Source organism: Priestia sp. SRI_019, assembly GCF_057586255.1.
Map to the genome: position 1 here is coordinate 193,402 of NZ_JBYCZN010000004.1, position 19,825 is coordinate 213,226.

Sequence of the window (19,825 nt, forward strand, 5' to 3'; positions counted from 1 at the left end):
AAAAACATTGTACAATTGATAGATAGCGCAACTATTCTGATGGTTGCGCTACTTGTCAATGAGTAAAAACCTCGTAAAGACGTATAGCTTTAACGAGTTTGATTCATACATTCCAATTTATAACACATACTAAGTATCACAATAAGTGTTCGAATATACGAATAAAAGGAGAAACCGTATGGCTCAATATAGACGTTTTCAAAAAAGAGTAAACAAACGGAAAAGAAAACGAAGGCTTTTTACATTTTTTCTGTTACCTATCCTTATTTTAGGGCTTTCTGCAACCGCTTATGGTTCTTATTTATTTGTTAAAGCTAAAACAGTAGCTTCTGATTCTTATGAAGGACTCGGAGAACGGGATAACTCTCCTATGCGTGATCGTAAAATCGATCCCAAAAAAGATGATATATCCATTTTATTTATGGGCGTAGATGATAGTGAAACCAGGAAGTTCGGAAAATCAGCCCGTACAGATGCTTTGATTTTGGCGACCTTTAACGAAACAAATAAAACCGTAAAGCTTGTAAGCATACCTCGAGATTCGCGGGTTTATATACCTGAAGTGAACAAAAAAGATAAAATTACTCATGCGCATGCGTACGGAGGTCCAAAAGCAACGGTAGAAACGGTAGAACAGCTGTTTAATGTCCCTGTTGATTACTATGTTAAAGTGAATTTTAAAGCTTTCACAGACATTGTAGACTCACTTGGGGGAATCGATTTTGATGTACCTTATGCGATGAGTGAAAAGGACTCAAAAGATCGTCATAATGCTATTGTCTTAAAACCAGGAAATCAACATTTAAATGGCGAAGAAGCGTTAGCTGTTGCTCGAACACGAAAACAAGACAACGATATTGAGCGAGGAAAAAGACAACAGCAGTTGATTGAAGCCATGATTAAAAAAGCTGCTTCCATTGGATCACTAAATAAATATGGCAATCTTATCGAAGCTGTTGGCGATAATATGAAAACGAATTTAATGTTCGGTGAAATGCTTTCGTTTTATGATTATGCTTCGAAAAAAGTAGACATCGAAACCATTAACTTAGACGGCAGCGATGAAAAAATTAACGGCGTGTACTACTTTAAACTAGACAATGATTCAGTGGAAAAAGTAAGTGAAAAGCTCCGCAAGCATTTAGGCATTGAATCAACTTCAGATACAACAGAATAATTAAAGAGACCTCTTGGATATCCAAGAGGTCTTTTTAATTAATTTTTTAAACGAAGTCCACGAACCATGTTGAGAATTGGCCTATATGTCTTATCAACTAGTCCTATCTTTTCAACGATAATTTCAATCGCTACAAGGAGGATAGCTAGTACAAGAAAAGACCCCCACATTGTTTGTACCTTTGAGAAGATAACTGCCGCTAAACCAAATATCGCACTCATTCCGTAAATAATTAAAACCGTTTGTCTATGGCTGTACCCTAAGCGCAACAAGCAATGATGCAAATGAGATTTATCAGGAGCCGATAGCGGTTGATTTTTTACGATTCGGCGAATAATAGCAAAGAACGTATCTGAAATTGGTACCCCTAAAATAATAACTGGAACAATGAAGGAAATAACCGCTACATTTTTAAATCCTAACAGAGACAATACAGAAATCATATAGCCTAAAAATAATGCTCCTGTATCCCCCATAAAAATCTTAGCGGGGTGAAAGTTGTAAAACAAAAATCCGAGCGTACTTCCCAATACGATGAAACCCATGCTTGTCACAAACACATTGCCCATCATAATAGCCATACCCGAGATGGTAATCAATACAATAGAGGAAACGCCGGCAGCTAATCCATCCAATCCATCAATTAAATTAATAGCATTGGTAATTCCTACAATCCATAATACCGTAATTGGAATACTTAACATTCCGAATTCTAATTTTCCGCCAAACGGCAAGTTAATGAAGTCAATTTGGACTCCACCGTATACAACAACAATTAATGTCGCTACTAGCTGACCGCCTAATTTGATTTTAGCGGATAGCTCAATCATATCATCTAACACACCGGTAATGATGATAATGATGCTTCCGATTAAAATCGGCAGCGCATATTTACTGTCAGGCTGTAAAACGAGGTATCCAATAAGAAAACTAAAAAATATCGCCAAACCTCCAAGGCGAGGCATAATTTTTTGATGAACTTTTCGTTGATTTGGTTTATCCGTTGCACCTATTTTAAACGCCAGCTTCTTAACCAGCGGAGTGATCAGAATAGATGTAATAAAACAAATAAACAAGGTCAAATATAGCATGGAGACCCTCCTCAGGTTTATGTTAACCAAAACCATAAAAAATGTATCCAACTTTATATAATTGGATAGTATTTCAAATTGCGTATAACAATAATTACTTACTTATTCCCAAAATGGATTATATCACAATGATTCTACTACTTAAATAGAAATTTATTCTCAAAAATTAGCACATTTACAAACTATCAATAGAAAAGAACTGTATTTTTTGGTGTATAAACAGCTGATTTACTTTATTCTTATGTGGTTATTTTATGTAGAACATTTTCTTTACTATACTTTATTAAAATATAAACGAACTCCCCCCTTTTCGTCTAATTTATTCGTCATCTCTAACTCTTTTTCCTTTTTATTAAGCATATTTAAACCTTTATTTTTATTTCACATGGCCCCACTCATTATATGAACAAACTTTTGACCTATGCATGTCCACTACTTCAAACCACATTCACTGAATCGTTGTCCTTATCTTATATCATTTAAAAGTTAAAATATAGTGAAATGGATAGAGATAAAATTAAACAAAAAAAGGAATTTTATCAAAAAAAATGAAACTTTTTTTCGATACGGTTCGTAATACATAGTAGAAACAGCATTAATCATCTTACATAAAGGGGGTGTTGAATGAACTATGTTCGGTCTATCTGTTCAAACAGTGTATTTGTATGGATTAATTATCTGCGGAAGTCTCACCTTCTTATACATTTTATTTAGCGATTTGTTAGATGGATTATCTGAAGCGATACCTTTTTTTAACCCCACTCTTCTTTTTTCTTTTTTAACATTCTTTAGTGCTAGTGGATATTTGTTCGCCTATACGTCATTGCAAAATTATTGGATTATTTCGATTTCCGCTCTTATTGCCCTTCTACTCGTTATTTTGCTCAACGTTTTTGTATTGATTCCTTTATCATCGGCTGAAGAGTCTCTTGCTTTTACTGAAGATTCGTTAAAAGGAAGACTTGGTACCATTATTACTTCCGTTCCTGCAGATGGTTATGGAGAAGTATTTATCGAAGGGGTTAGCGGCACTATTTCCAAACCCGCTGCCAGCTTTAAAAACACTGCTATACCTTTAGGCAGCAAAGTGATTGTTGTAGATATACAAAGGGGCAACGCACTCGTTGTGATTTATGAAGAAGTTATGACCAATCACTCATTATAAATAGTATTAGGGGGAGTTTTATGTTTTCAACACCTATATTAATTGTCGTTGGAATTGTTGTTTTTTTATTAATTGCGCTGATTGCCGTATTTATTACAAAATACCGTACAGCAGGTCCAGATGAAGCGTTAATTGTAACAGGAAGCTATCTGGGAAGTAAAAACGTGCACGTCGACGAATCCGGAAACCGCATTAAAATTGTTCGCGGAGGCGGTACGTTTGTGCTGCCAGTTTTTCAGCAGGCTGAGCCTCTGAGCTTACTGTCAAGCAAACTGGAAGTATCTACACCTGAAGTATATACAGAACAAGGTGTTCCTGTTATGGCTGATGGGGTATCAATCATCAAAATTGGAGGTTCTATTTCAGAAATTGCAACGGCCGCTGAGCAGTTTTTAGGCAAAGCAAAAGAAGATCGCGAAACCGAAGCTAGAGAAGTCTTAGAAGGTCACCTTCGCTCGATTCTTGGGTCTATGACGGTAGAAGAAATTTATAAAAACCGTGAAAAATTCTCTCAAGAAGTGCAGCGCGTAGCTTCACAAGATCTAGCTAAAATGGGATTAATTATTGTATCGTTTACAATTAAAGACGTTCGGGATAAGAACGGCTATCTAGAATCTCTAGGAAAACCTCGTATTGCTCAAGTTAAGCGAGATGCTGACATTGCAACAGCGGAAGCTGAAAAAGAAACAAGAATCAAGCGTGCTGAGGCTCATAAAGATGCCCAAAAAGCGGAGCTTGAGCGAAATACAGAAATCGCGGAAGCTGAAAAAATGAATCAGTTAAAAACCGCTGAATATCGTCGCGAACAAGATATTGCCAAAGCTCGTGCTGACCAAGCATATGATCTAGAAACAGCTCGCGCGAAACAAGATGTAACAGAACAAGAAATGCAAATCCGCATCATTGAACGTCAGAAACAAATTGAATTAGAAGAAAAAGAAATTCTTCGTCGTGAGCGTCAATACGATTCTGAAGTAAAAAAGAAAGCAGATGCAGATCGTTACTCTGTTGAGCAATCCGCAGAAGCTGAAAAAGCCAAACAGCTTGCTGAAGCAGACGCCAACAAATATCGAATTGAAGCAATGGCTAAAGCTGAAGCTGAACGCGTTCGAATTGATGGTTTAGCAAAGGCTGAAGCTCAGCGTGCCCAAGGTGAATCTGAAGCTGAGATTATCCGCTTAAAAGGTTTAGCTGAAGCTGAAGCTAAACAAAAAGTAGCTGAAGCATTCGAGCAGTTCGGTCAAGCGGCTATTTTAGATATGATTATCAAGATGCTTCCTGAATATGCAAAACAAGTTGCAAGTCCTTTAGCAAATATCGACAAAATTACAGTTGTGGATACAGGAAGCAACGGTGAAAACAGCGGAGCTAATAAAGTGACTGGCTATGCAACAAACTTAATGTCTTCTCTTCAAGAATCGCTGAAAGCATCCTCAGGTATAGATGTGAAGGAATTGATTGAAAATTTTTCCGGAAAAGGAAATGTGAGACAAAGCTTGCACGAACTAACGGATGAAATCAAGCAGCAAAACAAGAAAGAAGATATCTAAAAATAAAAAGCATGCGGATTATATCCGCATGCTTTTTTAACCTCTTAACACTCGAAGAAGAAACCTAGGTAATTCTAACTGACGCTTCCATCTCCATGGTTCTTTTAACAGTCGATAAAGCCACTCTAAACCAAACTTTTGAAAAACAGCAGGTGCTCGGTTCAATCGTCCTGAAATAACATCGAACGAGCCCCCTACGCCTTGATAAACAGAAGGATTAAGTTTCTCTTTATGAGCAATAATCCAATTTTCTTGGGCTGGACTGCCTAAAGCCACAAAAACAATTTCTGCTCCTGAATCATTAATCGTACGTTCAATGACTTCTTCATTTTTTTCATAGCCATTTAATGTTCCAACAATTAAAATCCCTGGAAACATCTCTTCCAACTTAGCTTTGGCTTCATCTGCAATTCCAGGCTTGGCTCCGTATAAAAAAATTCTTTTACCGTTATTCGTTGCTTCTTTACACAGCTTCAGCATCATATCAATACCCGTTACACGCTCACGAATACGTCCCTTTTTGAGCTTTGAAGCTAAAATCACACCGATTCCATCTGGAATTTGATAAGTCGCTTGATTTAATAGTGACTTTAATTCCCTGTCTTCTTGTGCTTTCATAATTTTTTCAGGGTTGATTGCTACAATAAATGATTTTCGGCCTTTATCTATATCCTGAAGTAACTTTACCGCTAGCTCATCGTACGTGTCGCTACAAACGTCTATTCCTAAGATGTTTTCCTTCATTAAATCACCCGTATGTTGATTTTTTAGTTTTTTACAAACGAAAGACAGGCTGTTCAGCCCGTCTTTTTATAAAGTAGAAACTTTTGAATCACCAAGTAACACTACGTCAAAGCCTGCTGCTTTCCATTGATCACGCTGAATGCAGTTTTTCGTATCAAAAATAACTTTTGTACGCATGTGATTTTCAACAGCTGATGGAAGAAGCTCTTTGAACTCATTATGATCTGTTAAAATAAGAATCACATCCGCATGTGCAACAGCTTCATCCAAACTTTGCGTCTGACGTTCGATTTTATTCTCTTTGATATGAGGATCAAATGCTGTGTAATCGACGCCCAGCTTTTCTAAATGATGAAGTACATCTGTTGATGGACTTTCACGCATATCGTCAATATTTCCTTTAAAAGCTAAACCTAAAACAGCTACACGTCCATGCTGAATGCCCTTTTCATCTAGTAGGCTTTTCGTTTTCAATGCTGTATATTCAGGCATTGAATCATTTGTATGACGAGAAAGAGAAATAATTTTTGCCAGTTCTGGCTGAAGCTCCGTTAAGAACCAAGGGTCAACAGCAATACAGTGGCCGCCTACACCAGGACCTGGTAAATGAATGTTTACACGTGGATGATAGTTCGCTAACTTGATCGCTTCCCACGCATTTACACCAATTTTTTCACTGATTTTTGCCAGCTCATTTGCAAACGCAATGTTCACATCACGATATGTGTTTTCGATTACTTTCACCATTTCAGCTGTAGTAGCATCCGTTACGTGAATATTTCCTTTTACAAATGTTTTATAAAGCTCAACAGTCAAACGACTAGACTCTTCGTTAATACCACCGACAATACGGTCATTATTTACTAGTTCCTCAAATACTTTTCCTGGAATAACGCGTTCAGGTGAATGAGAAACAAATAACTCCCTGCCTAATTCTAAACCAGTTTCTTTTAGCACAGGTAGCATAACGTCTTCTACTGTACGCGGAGGAACTGTGGATTCTAAAATTACTAAATTTCCTTTACGAACGTAAGGAACAATCGATTTTGTCGCTTCTCGAACATAGTTCAAGTTTGCCGTTTTATCTTCATTAATTGGTGATGGTACAGCAATAATAAAAATATCCGCCTCTTCAGCTGTTGTGCCTACCGTAAAGTGGCCGTTGTCAACTGCTGATTCTAAACGTTCTTGTAAGCCGTTTTCTTCTATATGAAGTTGCTTATTTTTAATTAATTCTACTGCTTTTTCATTTACGTCGACACCATGTACATATAAGCCGTGATTGGCAAACATAACAGCTGTCGGTAAACCTATATATCCTAAACCAACTACACACAATTTCTTTGTCATTGCAGAAAATCTCCTTTATATGACATGCTTAATAAATAAAACCTATCTGATATTATATCGAAAAATGTCATTTCATGATAGCATTTATATAAAAACATGAAATAATTTCTTTTACTTATTATTATGTAACATTTTATGAGAATTCATCAATAAACGATATAACCATCTTTTGTACAAAGAGCTCTAACCCAAAAGAACTATTGAAAATCTCCTTGATTCCCAATAGTTCCCCCAGTAAATATATTTTACATATGCCCTTCTTTTTCGACAATTTCTCTAAAATAGCTCACTAACTCTTCTCGCAGCGGTTCTCTTTGCAGAGCTAAATCAATCGTTGCTTTAATGAACCCAAATTTATCTCCAACATCATAACGTTTTCCTTCGAAATAATAAGCAAGAACACGTTGAAATTCATTCAGGCGTAAAATAGCATCTGTTAATTGAATTTCTCCTCCTGCACCAATCTCTTCTCTGCTTAAGATATCAAAAATTTCCGGTGTTAAAATATAGCGTCCCATAATTGCATAGCCTGAAGGGGCCTCTTCTGGATTCGGTTTTTCAACGAGCGTTTCTACGTCTAATAATCCTTTTTCAAGAGGCTCTCCTTTAGGACCTACAATTCCGTACTTTGAAGTTTCTTTTCTAGGCACCTCTTGTACACCAACTACAGCGCATTCATATTTTTCGTATACGTCCATTAACTGTTTCAAACAAGGGGTTTCTGATTGAACTACATCGTCGCCTAGCATAACAGCAAAAGGTTCATCTCCGATAAAACTTCTTGCACAGTGAATGGCATGACCTAATCCTTTAGGTTCCTTTTGACGAATGTAGTGAACATTAGCCAAATTCGAAATCCCCTGCACTTCCTCGAGCATGTCCCACTTTTCCTTTGCGGCTAATGTTTCTTCTAACTCATATGATTTATCAAAATGGTCTTCGATTGCTCGTTTTCCGCGACCGCTTACAATTAAAATATCTTCAATACCTGATGCTACTGCTTCTTCCACAATGTATTGAATCGTTGGTTTATCTACAATTGGCAGCATTTCTTTAGGCTGCGCTTTTGTAGCCGGCAAAAAGCGTGTCCCTAATCCAGCTGCTGGAATAATAGCTTTACGAATTTTCACTTACTTTTCCTCCTGTCAATGTCAATCGTGCTTATTGGTTATAGTATAGTAAGTCTGCGATTGAGTATGTACACAAAGTCATGTGGAATCCATTTCTTTTTATAAAGAGTCATGTTGGATTCTGCTTTATCATAACAAAAGATTTTGTATAATTCTATTTTTATCATTTATAATGAAAAGAAAATTAATCACTTATAAATATAATTTTATGCTCCACTTATATATAGAAAGGAATGGGATTATGAGTTCGTTTTCAGATCACTTACAGCACCAATTTATACATCATTTCCCGTACAGTGATGCACGCTATCGTACGAATGCACAAGCAGGACTAGACCTTTACCGTACCCATTCATTCTTCATTTTGCACAATGACGAACAGATATTAAACATTAAAATTGATTCGTTTTATGTTGAACTAAACAAGCAGTTGCTCCCTGAAAGTACCTGTTCTTGTCAGCATAACGGATTTTGTGAACACTGCTTTGCAGCGTTTTTTTATATGTATTCATTAATAGAACCGCTTGCGCCCCTATTCAAAGAATGGCGAAACCATGGAAAAGCAGCTTTGACTATGCTATCTGCCAAACAAGTGTTAAAAAAGCCGAAGACAACTTTTCAAGAGTGGAGACAAACTTTTGAGGAGCAGTATACGCTTTTTATGCAGGGGCGGAACGAAAATGACCGTTCCATTTATCATGAATATTATCAGTACTATTACCGTGCTTTAGTGAAAAAGGCTCCTGAGCACCCATTGCTTTATGCTTTATTTTGTATGTATGGAGCGGTTCATACATTCTATAAACTATCAGCTCAATTACAGGCACATCAGCTTTCTACTAACATCGAGGAATCATTTGTATATAGTCACGTCTACAAAATAACAAATGAAATTTATGCTACCGCTGATTCATTAAAGCAAACGAAATACGATGGAGATGCATTATCTATTATGGAGGACAGCATTCCATACATCCGAGAATTATTGCATAAAGATATGCCTTTACAATATGAACGTATTGAGATTTATCGCGTTATTTGGCAAAAAGTCTTCACGTTAGAAAAGTGGCGAAAAACTGAGGAACGCGAATTAAAAGTCAAGCACGGTTCTTTTATAAACAATACAGCTCTTTCCTATCTTTTATTCCTTCAAGAAAAAGATGACGAAGCAAAAGAACGTTTGAGCGATGAAACCTTACAAATGATTCCCTATCTTATTCCTTGGTTAAATGATTTATTGCACGAAAAAGAAACTGGCCGCTTTGCTCAGTGGGGCTCTTATATAATGGTCTATATAGGAGATTACGTACGCACCGTTCCGACTACTTATCAAGGAAGCCGAAACATGGTCTCCATGATTGTAAATTTATTTCAGCACTATAAAGACTTAACGAACGATCAAACTTTGTATACTGAAGCATTGCAAACGTTACTTCCCTATAGTTTTATTGAATACAGTGATTTTCTATATGCTTCTGACCAATTGAAAAAGTGGGTTGAATTACAGGTGCTTCTTCAATATGACAGTATCAAATATGATGAGCAAACGATAGAAGCCTTAAAACAAAAAGATGAAAAGCTGGTTATTCCTCTTTACCATCAAATGATTTCAAAGCTAATTTATGAAAAAAAGAAAAGCAGTTATCAAGAAGCCTATATATACTTACAAGAATTAAAGAGACTTTATCTACAAATGAATCGCTCTCTACTATGGGAACATTATATAGAAGAATTAGCGATAAAAACGAAGAAACAGCGCGCGTTTCAACAACTATTAGAAAAAGGAGATTTACTGAATGTTTGATTTGTTTCATTTAACACTTGAAGTCGAACCTGTACACGGTGACTTTTTTCTCTACTGTGTATCACCTAGCGGCCAAATTTTGCTCCCTGATACATGGAAAGATGCGCTGTTTCTATGGCATGAACAGACCTATTACGGAAGCGAAGCTACACAGGTTGAGATTAATGGAAAAAAAGGAATTCTTCTTTCTGCATGGCAAATGTTCACTTTCATACAATCACCTATTCAACAGCATGTGTTGAAACCGGCTTTGTCCGCTTCAGCGGAAGCTTATCAGCAAATTGCAGTCGATATGACAAAGAGGATTATCCAAGGGAAATTTCATTCTCTTCCTTTTAAAAAACAAATGACTGGATCGCTTTCACAAGCTGATGAGCAAGAGTGGCGAGCACAAATTAAAGAGAGCCTACTAAAAAAAGAAGGAAAGGACTTTTTAATAAGCATAGAAGGCGAGAGCTATAATCCTCCCTTTGACCTTTCATTGCGTATTGTAGAGCCAGCTACCGATGGAGATGTATGGACAGCTGAAACATTCGTGATTCCCCACGATGAAGCCAAAGAACCTTTTGTACTGGGAAGAACGCTTCCTAAAGAGTGGAACCACTACGAATCATATATCGCTTACGAACACGAACGATGGAAAGCATTGGCTCCTACTTTATACCAAAAAGGAGCGTTTATTCAGTCTGTTCTAACAGACGAGGAAGTATGGGAATTTCTAACTCAAGATAGTGCAGCATTGATTAAACAAGGTGTCTCTATCCATTTGCCAAGCTGGTGGGAATCATTAAAAAAAGCCACCATCAAAGTATCTGGCGCTATAGAAAATACTTCATCTGCATTGTTTGGTAAACAAGCTATCAGCAGCTTCCGCTGGTCATTTTCTATTGGTGATCAAACTTTCTCAGAAGAAGAGTTTCGGAAATTAGTCGAACAAAAACGCCGATTATTATCTATTAACGGACAGTGGATTCAACTGGATTCTAGATTAATTAAACAAGCGCAGAAAATTGTTAAAGAAGCTAGTAAAAAAGGCGTCTCCATTCATGAAATTTTAAAAACGAAGCTAACCTACATGGCAGACAGTAAAACTGATGAAGAAGAGGTAAAAGTTGAGTTCCAACTCCCCGCTTCCTTTCAATCATTTATTACATCCTTAACGGATTTAGAACGGCTGCCGGAAGTGCTGCCTTCCTCTGAATTCAAAGGTGCATTAAGACCTTATCAGCAGCAAGGTTTGAATTGGCTCATGTTTCTAAGAAAGTTTAACTTAGGAGGATGTCTAGCAGATGACATGGGGCTAGGTAAAACTATTCAATTAATTAGTTATTTAACAAATATTCATCCGTTACACAGCTCTCCTTCTCTTATCGTTTGCCCAACTTCTTTAATTGGAAACTGGGAAAAAGAATTACAGAAATTTGCCCCTTCTCTTCGTGTTCATGTTCATTACGGGCCGAAAAGAACCAACGGATACGCATTTGAGAAAATATGTGAAAGTACTGACGTTGTGATCACGACTTATCAAGTTGCTCTTTTGGATGTCGAATTGCTGAAAGGATTTATGTGGAACAGCATTTCCTTAGACGAAGCACAACATGTTAAAAACCCGCAGACTAAACAGGCGAGAGCCATCCGTCAGCTGCAAGGAAGACACAAAATTGCGCTTACTGGAACTCCAATTGAAAACCGTCTGCTGGAACTATGGTCATTATTTGAATTCATCAATCCTGGTTACTTAGGAACAATCAATTCATTTAAAAACCGATTTGTAGCAGGCATTGAAAAAGGCGAGAAACCTGAACGAACTGTTGAGCTTAAAGCACTCATTCAACCTTTCTTATTGAGAAGAACAAAACAAGATAAAAACATTGCCCGCTCGCTGCCTGATAAACAAGAACAAAAAGAATATATCCCGCTCACAGCGGAACAAGCTTCACTTTACCAGGAGCTAGTTCAAGGAATGCTTCAAGAAACAGAGGAAAAAACAGGATTTGAACGAAAAGGCATGATTTTGCAAACACTAAATAAGCTAAAATTATTATGCAATCATCCAGCTTTGTACTTAAAGGAAAGTCCAGCTAAACAAACGGTAAGGCGATCTCATAAGAGTGAAAAAATTATTGAACTCGTAGAGAGCATTCGCACACAGCAAGAAAGCTGTTTAATCTTTACTCAATATATTGAAACAGGACTCATGCTGCAAAGAACCTTAGAAAAAGAAATCAACGAGCCGGTTTTATTCCTCCACGGAAGTTTGTCGAAAGAACAAAGAGATGAAATGGTTGCTCAATTTCAAGCAAGGAAAAAAGCCATCTTTATCCTTTCTCTTCGCGCAGGTGGAACTGGATTGAATTTAACAGCTGCAAATCACGTTATTCATTTTGACCGATGGTGGAACCCAGCCGTTGAAAACCAAGCAACCGATCGCGCCCATCGAATTGGGCAGAATAAATTTGTTCATGTTCATAAGTTTATTACAAGAGGAACGATTGAAGAAAAAATTGATGAAGTGATCAATCAAAAACAACATCTAAACAATGAACTCATCCAAGGAGATCAATGGGTAACAGAACTTTCTAATAACGAACTACAAGAGCTTCTTGCATACAGAAATGAATAAGAAAAATTATAAAATGTGTTACAGCGTTACTAAAAAGAGGACTTTTTTACTTGTCCTCTTTTTTTATTAGATCATTCGACACAAAAAAATAAGTGTAAATCATTCTACAGCTACTGATAAAGATACAAAAAGCGCAATAAATAGCGTTTTTTGAATAAAAAGGTATTTTTATAGCGAAAAAGACCCTTTACTTTCTCTTTAAATTCCAGCATATTTATACATATAATATTTTTGTAATTTAATAGACATATTGGAAAAATAAACACGAAACATTTACATAATTAGGGGGATTTATTAATGAAAAAAAGGCAGCTCGCTTTATCTCTAGGCGCCATTGTTGGCGGGACATTCTTATATCAAGCTTCAGCTGAAGCATCTGCTTCAACTGTTCAAGTGAAAGCTGGAGATACACTTTGGTCATTATCTACCAAATACCATACAACGGTAGACGCTTTAAAAAGCGTAAATAAGTTATCTTCAAATACAATTCACATAGGACAAACGTTATCGATTCCTTCTGCTTCAACCTCTCAACCATCTAATAAGGAAGAAAAGCCTTCAGCTCCTGCTACTGGTTCGACCTATAAAGTTCAAAGCGGCGATACCCTTTGGAAAGTTGCTACTCGTTTTAATATGAGCGTAGAAGAATTAAAACGTTTAAACGCTCTTTCTTCTAACATTATTTATATTAACCAAACGTTAAAAGTAAATGGAAGCAATAGCGCACCGACTCCAACTACGAGTAAACCAGCAGAAACTCCTTCTAAGGATGCAAACGGAACTTACAAAGTTCAGCGTGGAGATAGCTTATCTAAAATAGCTTCGACATTTCACATAAGCGTCAGTGAGCTAAAACAAATAAACGGATTAACGTCTAATACGATTTATGTAAATCAACAATTAAAGATATCAAAAAGTAGCCAAACAACTACGCCAACAACAACAAAAACAAGTACATCCACACCTTCAACTTCTAACGGAAAATTAAATGTATCGCAAATGATTTCAGATGCAAAACGTTATATAGGTGTTCCTTACAAATGGGGTGGCACGACTCCTTCTGGTTTTGACTGCAGCGGATTCATTTATTACGTAACGAAACAACAAATTTCTACAACGCGCTATACGACGGCTGGTTATTGGAGTGTATCAACATCTGTCAGTAATCCACAGCCTGGAGACTTAGTATTTTTTAATACATATTCTAGCGGTCCTACGCATATGGGCATTTACCTTGGTAATCGTCAATTTATTCATGCTGGATCTTCTACGGGTGTAACCATTGCAAGCCTAGATAACAGCTACTGGAGCAAGCGCTACTTAGGTGCAAAAAGATTTTCTAAATAATTGATAAAAGCTGAAACAAAATTATGTTAGTTAAAGGAAGATCCGAACGAGTTTGATTCTTGATGGAGAATCAAACTCGTTCGGATCTTTTCATTGGTAGGGTGGACGTAGGTTTTCTAGCTGTTGAGTGGAGGGCAAAGCGAAGACTCCTGCGAGAAAAGCAGAATAGCTGAGACCGTGCGCAAGTGACGAGGAGGCTCATCGGCCGTCTGCGAAAAGCGAAGTCTTGCACGGAAATCAACAGTGGTGTAACAAGTGACCTATACTAGCTCACCCCATTTGTTTGTCTTTAGATTGCATTGATTCAGTTACGTCTCAATCTCTTATATACAGAAAAAAACCGTTAAATGATTTAACGGCTGAAATAGAGGAATAGTTCGGGGATAGTAAATACTTTAATTTTCTCTCTTGAGAATATAGAAAGAGCCTTGTTGCTCTTAAAGAGGATCTATCTTCTATTATGATAGATAAGAGGACTTAGAACCTTAGCCGAACTAATCACCCCCTTTCATGCTAGATAACTTCATTCTTCTTGCTGATTTGAATCAAATGAAGAAGAATCGGATGGCTTTCCACTTAAAAACTTAACAGCATCAGCCACAACGTCGGTCATATATACTCGTTGCTGAAGATTATTTTCAAATGTGCGCGTTTGTACACGCCCCACTACACCTACAACCGCTCCTTTATCACAGTAAGCAGCCGTATTTTCTGCATTTTTTCTCCACAGAGTAATGTTGACAAAATCAGCATCATATTCACCTTCAACATTTCGAAACGTTCGATTAATTGCTAAAGTAATAGTAGATACTGCAATCCCTTCATGGGTATATCTAAGCTCAGGCTTTTTTGTCAGTCTTCCTACAAGAACAATATGGTTAATCATAGTCTACCACTCCAACTGATTGAATAATGGGAATCTTTAAGCTCATTCATGTTATAATATGGATAACCTACTATTTACGTAAAGGAGGAAACATCAATGAAAACATTTAAACTTGTGTCATTTCAATTTGTTGATGATCAAGAAAAGCGTCAGTCTGTCTCACTCACTAATGGCCTTATTATTAATAAAGAAGACGGCGAAAATAACTGGATTTTAGAAGCAGTTATCGATAAGAAATGGTACGATGAATTTCATGTTTTGTTGAAAGATAAACAAAAAATGACGGTAGAAGCTAAAATTACGAAAGAAACAAATGATCCGGCTACCTTTATAGCTACCGTGGCTTCCATTACTTCAATTGGTGAAAATCGTATTAGTTTGTTGATGAAAGGTGTTTTAAAAGAACGGAGACTTCATTATGCTGAAATGCTCTTAGAGGATTTAATTAACCAAGGGTTATCAGGTCAAGATTTACTTCAACAGTTCAAACTGCAGCTTCGAAACAGACCGATAAAAAGTACATCTAAAAAATAAGTCAAGTCATCTCAAGGTGTCTGGGTTTAAAAGAGAGGATTATTGTTTGCGGTCTTTTTCGTTGGTCCATGAGAAGGGTAAAGAAAAGAGAACTCACTGGAGAGGTACCTTTCTTTTTTTCCTAAAAATAAATGAGCACAACTAGAACGTTTGAAACGATTATCTCTTATGCGAGCGCCTTGCCTTTTCAAATAAAAATTTGTCATTTTTTCACTCCTTTTTCTTTGTAATTCGTATATTAATGCATTTTTCCCCGTTATTCAACCATTTTTTTCAATATACCGAACAAAAAATAGGATTTTTTTACTATAAAAACCTTTATTTTTGTTCTTTTTTTTATATCCATGCAGAAAAATGAATCTTTTTAGAGAAAAAAAAGAAATAAAAACAGGTTTTATTCCCTTTATTGCAGAAGGTAAAGTGTATATGTTTCATATTGTGCGAATTCAGCATGTTATAAAGAATATGAACTACATTCGAACAATAAGACATATATTTATCTTTACGAAATCAGGTGATGCATATGAAGGATTTTGGAGAAAGAATTAAACAGTTCAGACTAAAAGGAGGATTTTCACAAGAAGAATTAGCAAATCAGTTGAATGTTTCTCGTACAACTATTTCAAAATGGGAATGTTCGAAACAAACGCCTTCCATTTTTGATTTTTTATCTCTATGTAATTGTTTTCAAATTACGCTGGACCAACTTATTGAGCCTTCCTCTTATAAACAAGATCATTTACATGACTTCCAACTTCTTTACTTAACAAGAAAATGTGAATCGGATTCACAAGACGATACCATTTTAACCCTCATAGATAAACAGCCCTTATTGAAACATGTGCTCTTACAATTTTCATCTCTGTCACCAACACTTCAAAAAGAGTTGCTAACGGATATTATACCTTTATTAAGGAAACTTTTTTCTGCTTTGCAGCGCCAATAAAAAAAGCTGCATCAGCAGCTCTTATGTACTATTCTTTTTTATCGCCTAAAGCAAACATAATATCTGTTTCGCAGACTAACTCTCCATCTACAGTTGCGATACCTTTTCCTTTGCCAATAGATCCACGCGCACGTACAATTTCAACCTCTAAACGCAGTTGATCACCAGGTCTTACTTGCTTTTTAAAACGGCAGTTGTCAATGCCTGCAAAAAATGCTAAACGTCCTTGATTTTCTTCTTTTTTTAGCATAGCTACTGCTCCTACCTGAGCCAAAGCTTCTACAATTAAAACCCCTGGCATCACAGGATAGTCAGGGAAATGCCCGTTAAAAAATTCTTCATTGGCAGATACGTTTTTTAAACCAACTGCTTTTTTTCCCTCTTCCACTTCTAAAATACGATCGACCAATAAAAATGGATATCGGTGTGGAATAATTTCTTTAATTTGTTCAATATCAAGCATAAATAAGTCTCCTTTCAAACCGCATGTAACATACGATACTATTATCAATATACAGAATGCTCAATTGAGAAGCAACTACTTGCTTAAGCTCTGATTCCATTAACCAAGCCCATCATTTGATCTGCAATTGAAATAGAGCGGGAATTAAATTGATACGCACGTTGAGCAATGGACATATCAGTGAGTTCTTTGCTCAAATCTACATTTGACTGTTCCAGTTTTCCTTGCTCTACGCCTGCTGTTTCTCGAGGTTTTCCAGTCAAATCTGTAAACATATTCGGTTGGTTCATCCCTGCTGGAAAGGCAAATAGATTTTCTCCTTTAGCTTCTAGCACCTGCGGTTTTTGGACATTTGTTAACCCAAGGGTAAACTGGTCAACGCCCGTATTCGTAGTAACCGTTATCGTTCCACTTCCATCAATTTGTATATCTTTGAGCGCGTTACTGAAAATAATAGCTTGACCATTTTCCCCCAGCACATCCTGACCAGAACCGTTTACTAATTTAACATTGTTCGGGCCTTCGGGGCTAAGATGAAAAGAACCATCTCGCGTATATTGTACAGGCTGTTGGGAATCTTTTACGGCAACTTGAAAATAAACGTTTGGATTAGATGCAGCTACATCTAATAGTTTATCTGTATTCTGAAAAGCACCCTGCGTCATATTCAGGCTCGTTTGATCTAAATAAGCTCCTGTGCCTTGCCGAATTCCGGCTGGCGTAAGCCGCTTTTCTGTTCCCTTGTCTTCTTGATTGTTTACTTGTTGATACAGCATATCATTAAATGAAGCATCTCTCGCTTTATATCCTGTCGTATTTGTATTAGATAGATTATGACCAATGACATCAAGCTGCTGCTGCAGCTGTCCCATCGTATTGGCCGCTGTTATCATTGTACGGTTCATCCTTCTCATCTCCCCTGTTACTTTTAGCGCACACGCCCAATTTCATTTGCCGCTTTATCCATGCTCCTATCGTAAGCTTGCATTATTTTTTGATTTGCCTCAAAAGCTCTGTAAGCCGTTAGTAAATCAGTCATACTTTGAGCAGCATCTACATTGGAACGTTCAACAAATCCTTGCTTTAACTGATAAGAAATGCCTGGGTTATTCCTTGCTGAAGGCAAAGACTGATTGTTCAGCGTTTCATACAATCCATTCCCTGTCTTTTTAATCGTTTGTAAATCACTAGCATAAGCAATATCGATTTGTGCAACCTGCTGATTATTTTCTGTTACGTTACCTTGTGAATCAACTGTAAAGTTTTCACTTTTTAGTTGAATCGGTTGATTATTTGTATTTAATACATAAGCTCCGGTAGACGTAGTTAAAAAACCTTCCTGATCTAATGTAAAATTACTGTTTCTTGTGTATTGAGGCGTATTATCAGGGCTTTGTACCACAAAAAATAGTCCGCCCTCTTTTGTAGGCATATTTTGCTCCATCAATGCAATATCAGTTGATTGAGATGTTTGCTGAAGATCACCTTGTGTAAAATTTGGAACTGTTTCTTGCATATACACGCCTGTATTAATCGCACCTATGTCTTTTTTGTTCTGAACAGAGATGCTACGTTCAGTAGGTAAATCTTCAGATTCCATTCGCTGCAGCAACATATCAGGAAATGCCTTTAACGTACCTTGATCTGCTTTAAATCCTGGCGTATTAGCATTTGCTATGTTATTCGTTAATAAGTCAGTTTGACGCTGTTGAGACAGCATACCGGCTGCTGCCGTGTAAAACCCTTTAAACATACTTCATCCTCCTTACAAGTAAACGTTGTTCGTTAGAGCTAGTTCACAGAGTATAATAGATAAAAGAAGAGACTCCTCTGTATGAAACGAGCCAATAGAGGAGTCTTCATTTATTTAAACAATATTGCGACGAGATAGTTTATCAATATTATCGAGCATAATACCTGTTCCAACAGCTACACAACCCATTGGATTTTCTGCAATTAGCACAGGCACCTTTAATTCTTCCGCTAACAGCTGATCCATACCGTGAAGCAATGCTCCACCGCCAGTTAAAATAACGCCTCTGTCTATAATATCGGCAGAAAGTTCGGGAGGTGTACGCTCTAATACACTTTTCGAAGCTTGTACAATGACGCTGACAGACTCTCTAAGTGCCTCCTCTACTTCTTCAGAATAAACAGTAACCGTACGTGGTAGGCCTGAAACCATGTCTCGCCCTCGAATGTCTAGCTCTTCATTACGCGCTTTAGGAAACACCGTACCAATTTTCACTTTAATTTCTTCTGCTGTACGCTCTCCAATTAAGAGCTTATATTTTTGCTTAATGTACTGCAAAATTTCGGCATCAAAACGATCACCAGCCATCTTAATAGAAGCTGCTGTTACGATATCGCCCATTGAAAGGACGGCCACATCGGTTGTACCTCCACCAATATCTACGACCATATTTCCGCTCGGCTGAAAGATATCCATTCCAGCGCCAATAGCCGCGACTTTTGGTTCTTCTTCCAAATAAATGGTTTTCCCACCGCTCTTTTCAGCAGCTTCGCGAATTGCTTTTTGTTCAACAGAAGTAATATTTGTTGGACAACAAATTAAAATGCGAGGCTTGGATAAAAAACCTTTTACATTTAATTTGTTAATAAAGTGTTTGAGCATAGACTCTGTTATTTCGAAGTCAGCGATAACACCATCTTTTAAGGGACGAATGGCAATAATATTACTGGGCGTTCTTCCTACCATACGTCTCGCTTCTTCCCCTACTGCTAGCACTCTATTTGTATTTTTATCAATCGCCACAACAGACGGTTCATTTAACACAATTCCTTTGCCTTTAACGTGAATTAAGACGTTAGCTGTACCTAAATCGATACCAATGTCTTTTGCTAACATACCTTAAATCCTCCTTCTATTTACATATCTTTGCATGATAACCATTCTTTTTTCCTAATTTACTATTTTATCACAATTTGTATATGTATGTTGTTATTAGCAAAAATATTTATTATATACCTATTTTATCCAAAAAATAAAATGCC

Annotated in this window: 17 protein-coding genes; 8 read left to right on the forward strand and 9 right to left on the reverse strand. The window is 37.0% G+C overall.

What is annotated here, in order from left to right:
* The first annotated feature begins 178 nt into the window (after window positions 1–178).
* On the forward strand, window positions 179–1,177 hold the full coding sequence (locus tag AC2YJL_RS21895) for an LCP family protein (protein ID WP_045293761.1): 999 nt from the start codon (window positions 179–181) through the stop codon (window positions 1,175–1,177).
* A 38-nt stretch (window positions 1,178–1,215) separates the two neighbouring features.
* Here the strand turns inward: AC2YJL_RS21895 and AC2YJL_RS21900 are convergent, their stop codons facing one another.
* Entirely contained in the window at window positions 1,216–2,268 is a 1,053-nt protein-coding gene (locus AC2YJL_RS21900; protein ID WP_013059776.1) for a glycosyltransferase family 4 protein, read from the reverse strand.
* Window positions 2,269–2,899: 631 nt separating this feature from the next.
* Here AC2YJL_RS21900 and AC2YJL_RS21905 point away from each other — a divergent pair.
* Together AC2YJL_RS21905 and floT are read left to right on the forward strand one after the other, a co-directional pair.
* Window positions 2,900–3,433 (forward strand): NfeD family protein, encoded by a 534-nt coding sequence (locus AC2YJL_RS21905; protein WP_195695693.1) that lies wholly within the window; start codon window positions 2,900–2,902, stop codon window positions 3,431–3,433.
* A 20-nt stretch (window positions 3,434–3,453) separates the two neighbouring features.
* Window positions 3,454–4,983 (forward strand): flotillin lipid rafts scaffold protein FloT, encoded by a 1,530-nt coding sequence (gene floT / locus AC2YJL_RS21910; protein ID WP_251568949.1) that lies wholly within the window; start codon window positions 3,454–3,456, stop codon window positions 4,981–4,983.
* 36 nt (window positions 4,984–5,019) lie between these two features.
* Here floT and AC2YJL_RS21915 read toward each other — a convergent pair whose 3' ends face one another.
* The 3 genes from AC2YJL_RS21915 to galU form a co-directional block, all read right to left on the reverse strand.
* On the reverse strand, window positions 5,020–5,727 hold the full coding sequence (locus tag AC2YJL_RS21915; RefSeq protein ID WP_013059779.1) for a WecB/TagA/CpsF family glycosyltransferase: 708 nt from the start codon (window positions 5,725–5,727) through the stop codon (window positions 5,020–5,022).
* A 66-nt stretch (window positions 5,728–5,793) separates the two neighbouring features.
* Window positions 5,794–7,077: a nucleotide sugar dehydrogenase gene (locus AC2YJL_RS21920; RefSeq protein WP_195695691.1), complete on the reverse strand. Its 1,284-nt coding sequence runs from the start codon at window positions 7,075–7,077 to the stop codon at window positions 5,794–5,796.
* 245 nt (window positions 7,078–7,322) lie between these two features.
* Window positions 7,323–8,207, reverse strand: coding sequence for a UTP--glucose-1-phosphate uridylyltransferase GalU (galU, locus tag AC2YJL_RS21925; RefSeq protein WP_029319374.1), 885 nt, complete (start codon window positions 8,205–8,207; stop codon window positions 7,323–7,325).
* Between the two features lie 241 nt (window positions 8,208–8,448).
* Between galU and AC2YJL_RS21930 the strand changes: the two genes are divergently transcribed.
* From AC2YJL_RS21930 to AC2YJL_RS21940, 3 genes are all read left to right on the forward strand, one after another.
* Window positions 8,449–10,011: a replication initiation protein gene (locus AC2YJL_RS21930; RefSeq protein ID WP_251568948.1), complete on the forward strand. Its 1,563-nt coding sequence runs from the start codon at window positions 8,449–8,451 to the stop codon at window positions 10,009–10,011.
* Window positions 10,004–12,634 (forward strand): DEAD/DEAH box helicase, encoded by a 2,631-nt coding sequence (locus tag AC2YJL_RS21935; RefSeq protein WP_195695689.1) that lies wholly within the window; start codon window positions 10,004–10,006, stop codon window positions 12,632–12,634. The genes AC2YJL_RS21930 and AC2YJL_RS21935 overlap by 8 nt, the downstream gene beginning before the upstream one ends.
* A 297-nt stretch (window positions 12,635–12,931) precedes the next feature.
* Window positions 12,932–13,981, forward strand: coding sequence for a C40 family peptidase (locus AC2YJL_RS21940; RefSeq protein ID WP_195695688.1), 1,050 nt, complete (start codon window positions 12,932–12,934; stop codon window positions 13,979–13,981).
* A 523-nt stretch (window positions 13,982–14,504) separates the two neighbouring features.
* Here the strand turns inward: AC2YJL_RS21940 and ssb are convergent.
* Window positions 14,505–14,867 (reverse strand): single-stranded DNA-binding protein, encoded by a 363-nt coding sequence (gene ssb / locus AC2YJL_RS21945; RefSeq protein WP_136790294.1) that lies wholly within the window; start codon window positions 14,865–14,867, stop codon window positions 14,505–14,507.
* A 96-nt stretch (window positions 14,868–14,963) separates the two neighbouring features.
* On the opposite strand from ssb, the gene AC2YJL_RS21950 reads away from it, so the two are divergent.
* Both AC2YJL_RS21950 and AC2YJL_RS21955 read left to right on the forward strand, forming a co-directional pair.
* Complete coding sequence (locus tag AC2YJL_RS21950; RefSeq protein ID WP_193426642.1) at window positions 14,964–15,401, forward strand: YwpF family protein; 438 nt, start codon at window positions 14,964–14,966, stop codon at window positions 15,399–15,401.
* Between the two features lie 523 nt (window positions 15,402–15,924).
* Window positions 15,925–16,347: a helix-turn-helix domain-containing protein gene (locus AC2YJL_RS21955; RefSeq protein ID WP_195695687.1), complete on the forward strand. Its 423-nt coding sequence runs from the start codon at window positions 15,925–15,927 to the stop codon at window positions 16,345–16,347.
* A 28-nt stretch (window positions 16,348–16,375) separates the two neighbouring features.
* Here the strand turns inward: AC2YJL_RS21955 and fabZ are convergent, their stop codons facing one another.
* The 4 genes from fabZ to mreB all read right to left on the reverse strand — a co-directional run bounded on the left by fabZ (window position 16,376) and on the right by mreB (window position 19,679).
* The gene (gene fabZ / locus AC2YJL_RS21960; RefSeq protein ID WP_013059788.1) at window positions 16,376–16,810 is read right to left on the reverse strand and encodes a 3-hydroxyacyl-ACP dehydratase FabZ; all 435 of its coding nucleotides are present in this window, start codon (window positions 16,808–16,810) and stop codon (window positions 16,376–16,378) included.
* An 83-nt stretch (window positions 16,811–16,893) separates the two neighbouring features.
* Complete coding sequence (locus AC2YJL_RS21965) at window positions 16,894–17,715, reverse strand: flagellar hook-basal body protein (protein WP_195695686.1); 822 nt, start codon at window positions 17,713–17,715, stop codon at window positions 16,894–16,896.
* Window positions 17,716–17,738: 23 nt separating this feature from the next.
* Window positions 17,739–18,563, reverse strand: coding sequence for a flagellar hook-basal body protein (locus AC2YJL_RS21970; RefSeq protein ID WP_028409694.1), 825 nt, complete (start codon window positions 18,561–18,563; stop codon window positions 17,739–17,741).
* Between the two features lie 114 nt (window positions 18,564–18,677).
* Window positions 18,678–19,679 carry a rod shape-determining protein gene (mreB, locus tag AC2YJL_RS21975; RefSeq protein WP_013059791.1) on the reverse strand — a complete coding sequence of 334 codons (1,002 nt, stop codon included), beginning with the start codon at window positions 19,677–19,679 and terminating at the stop codon, window positions 18,678–18,680.
* Window positions 19,680–19,825 lie beyond the last annotated feature (146 nt).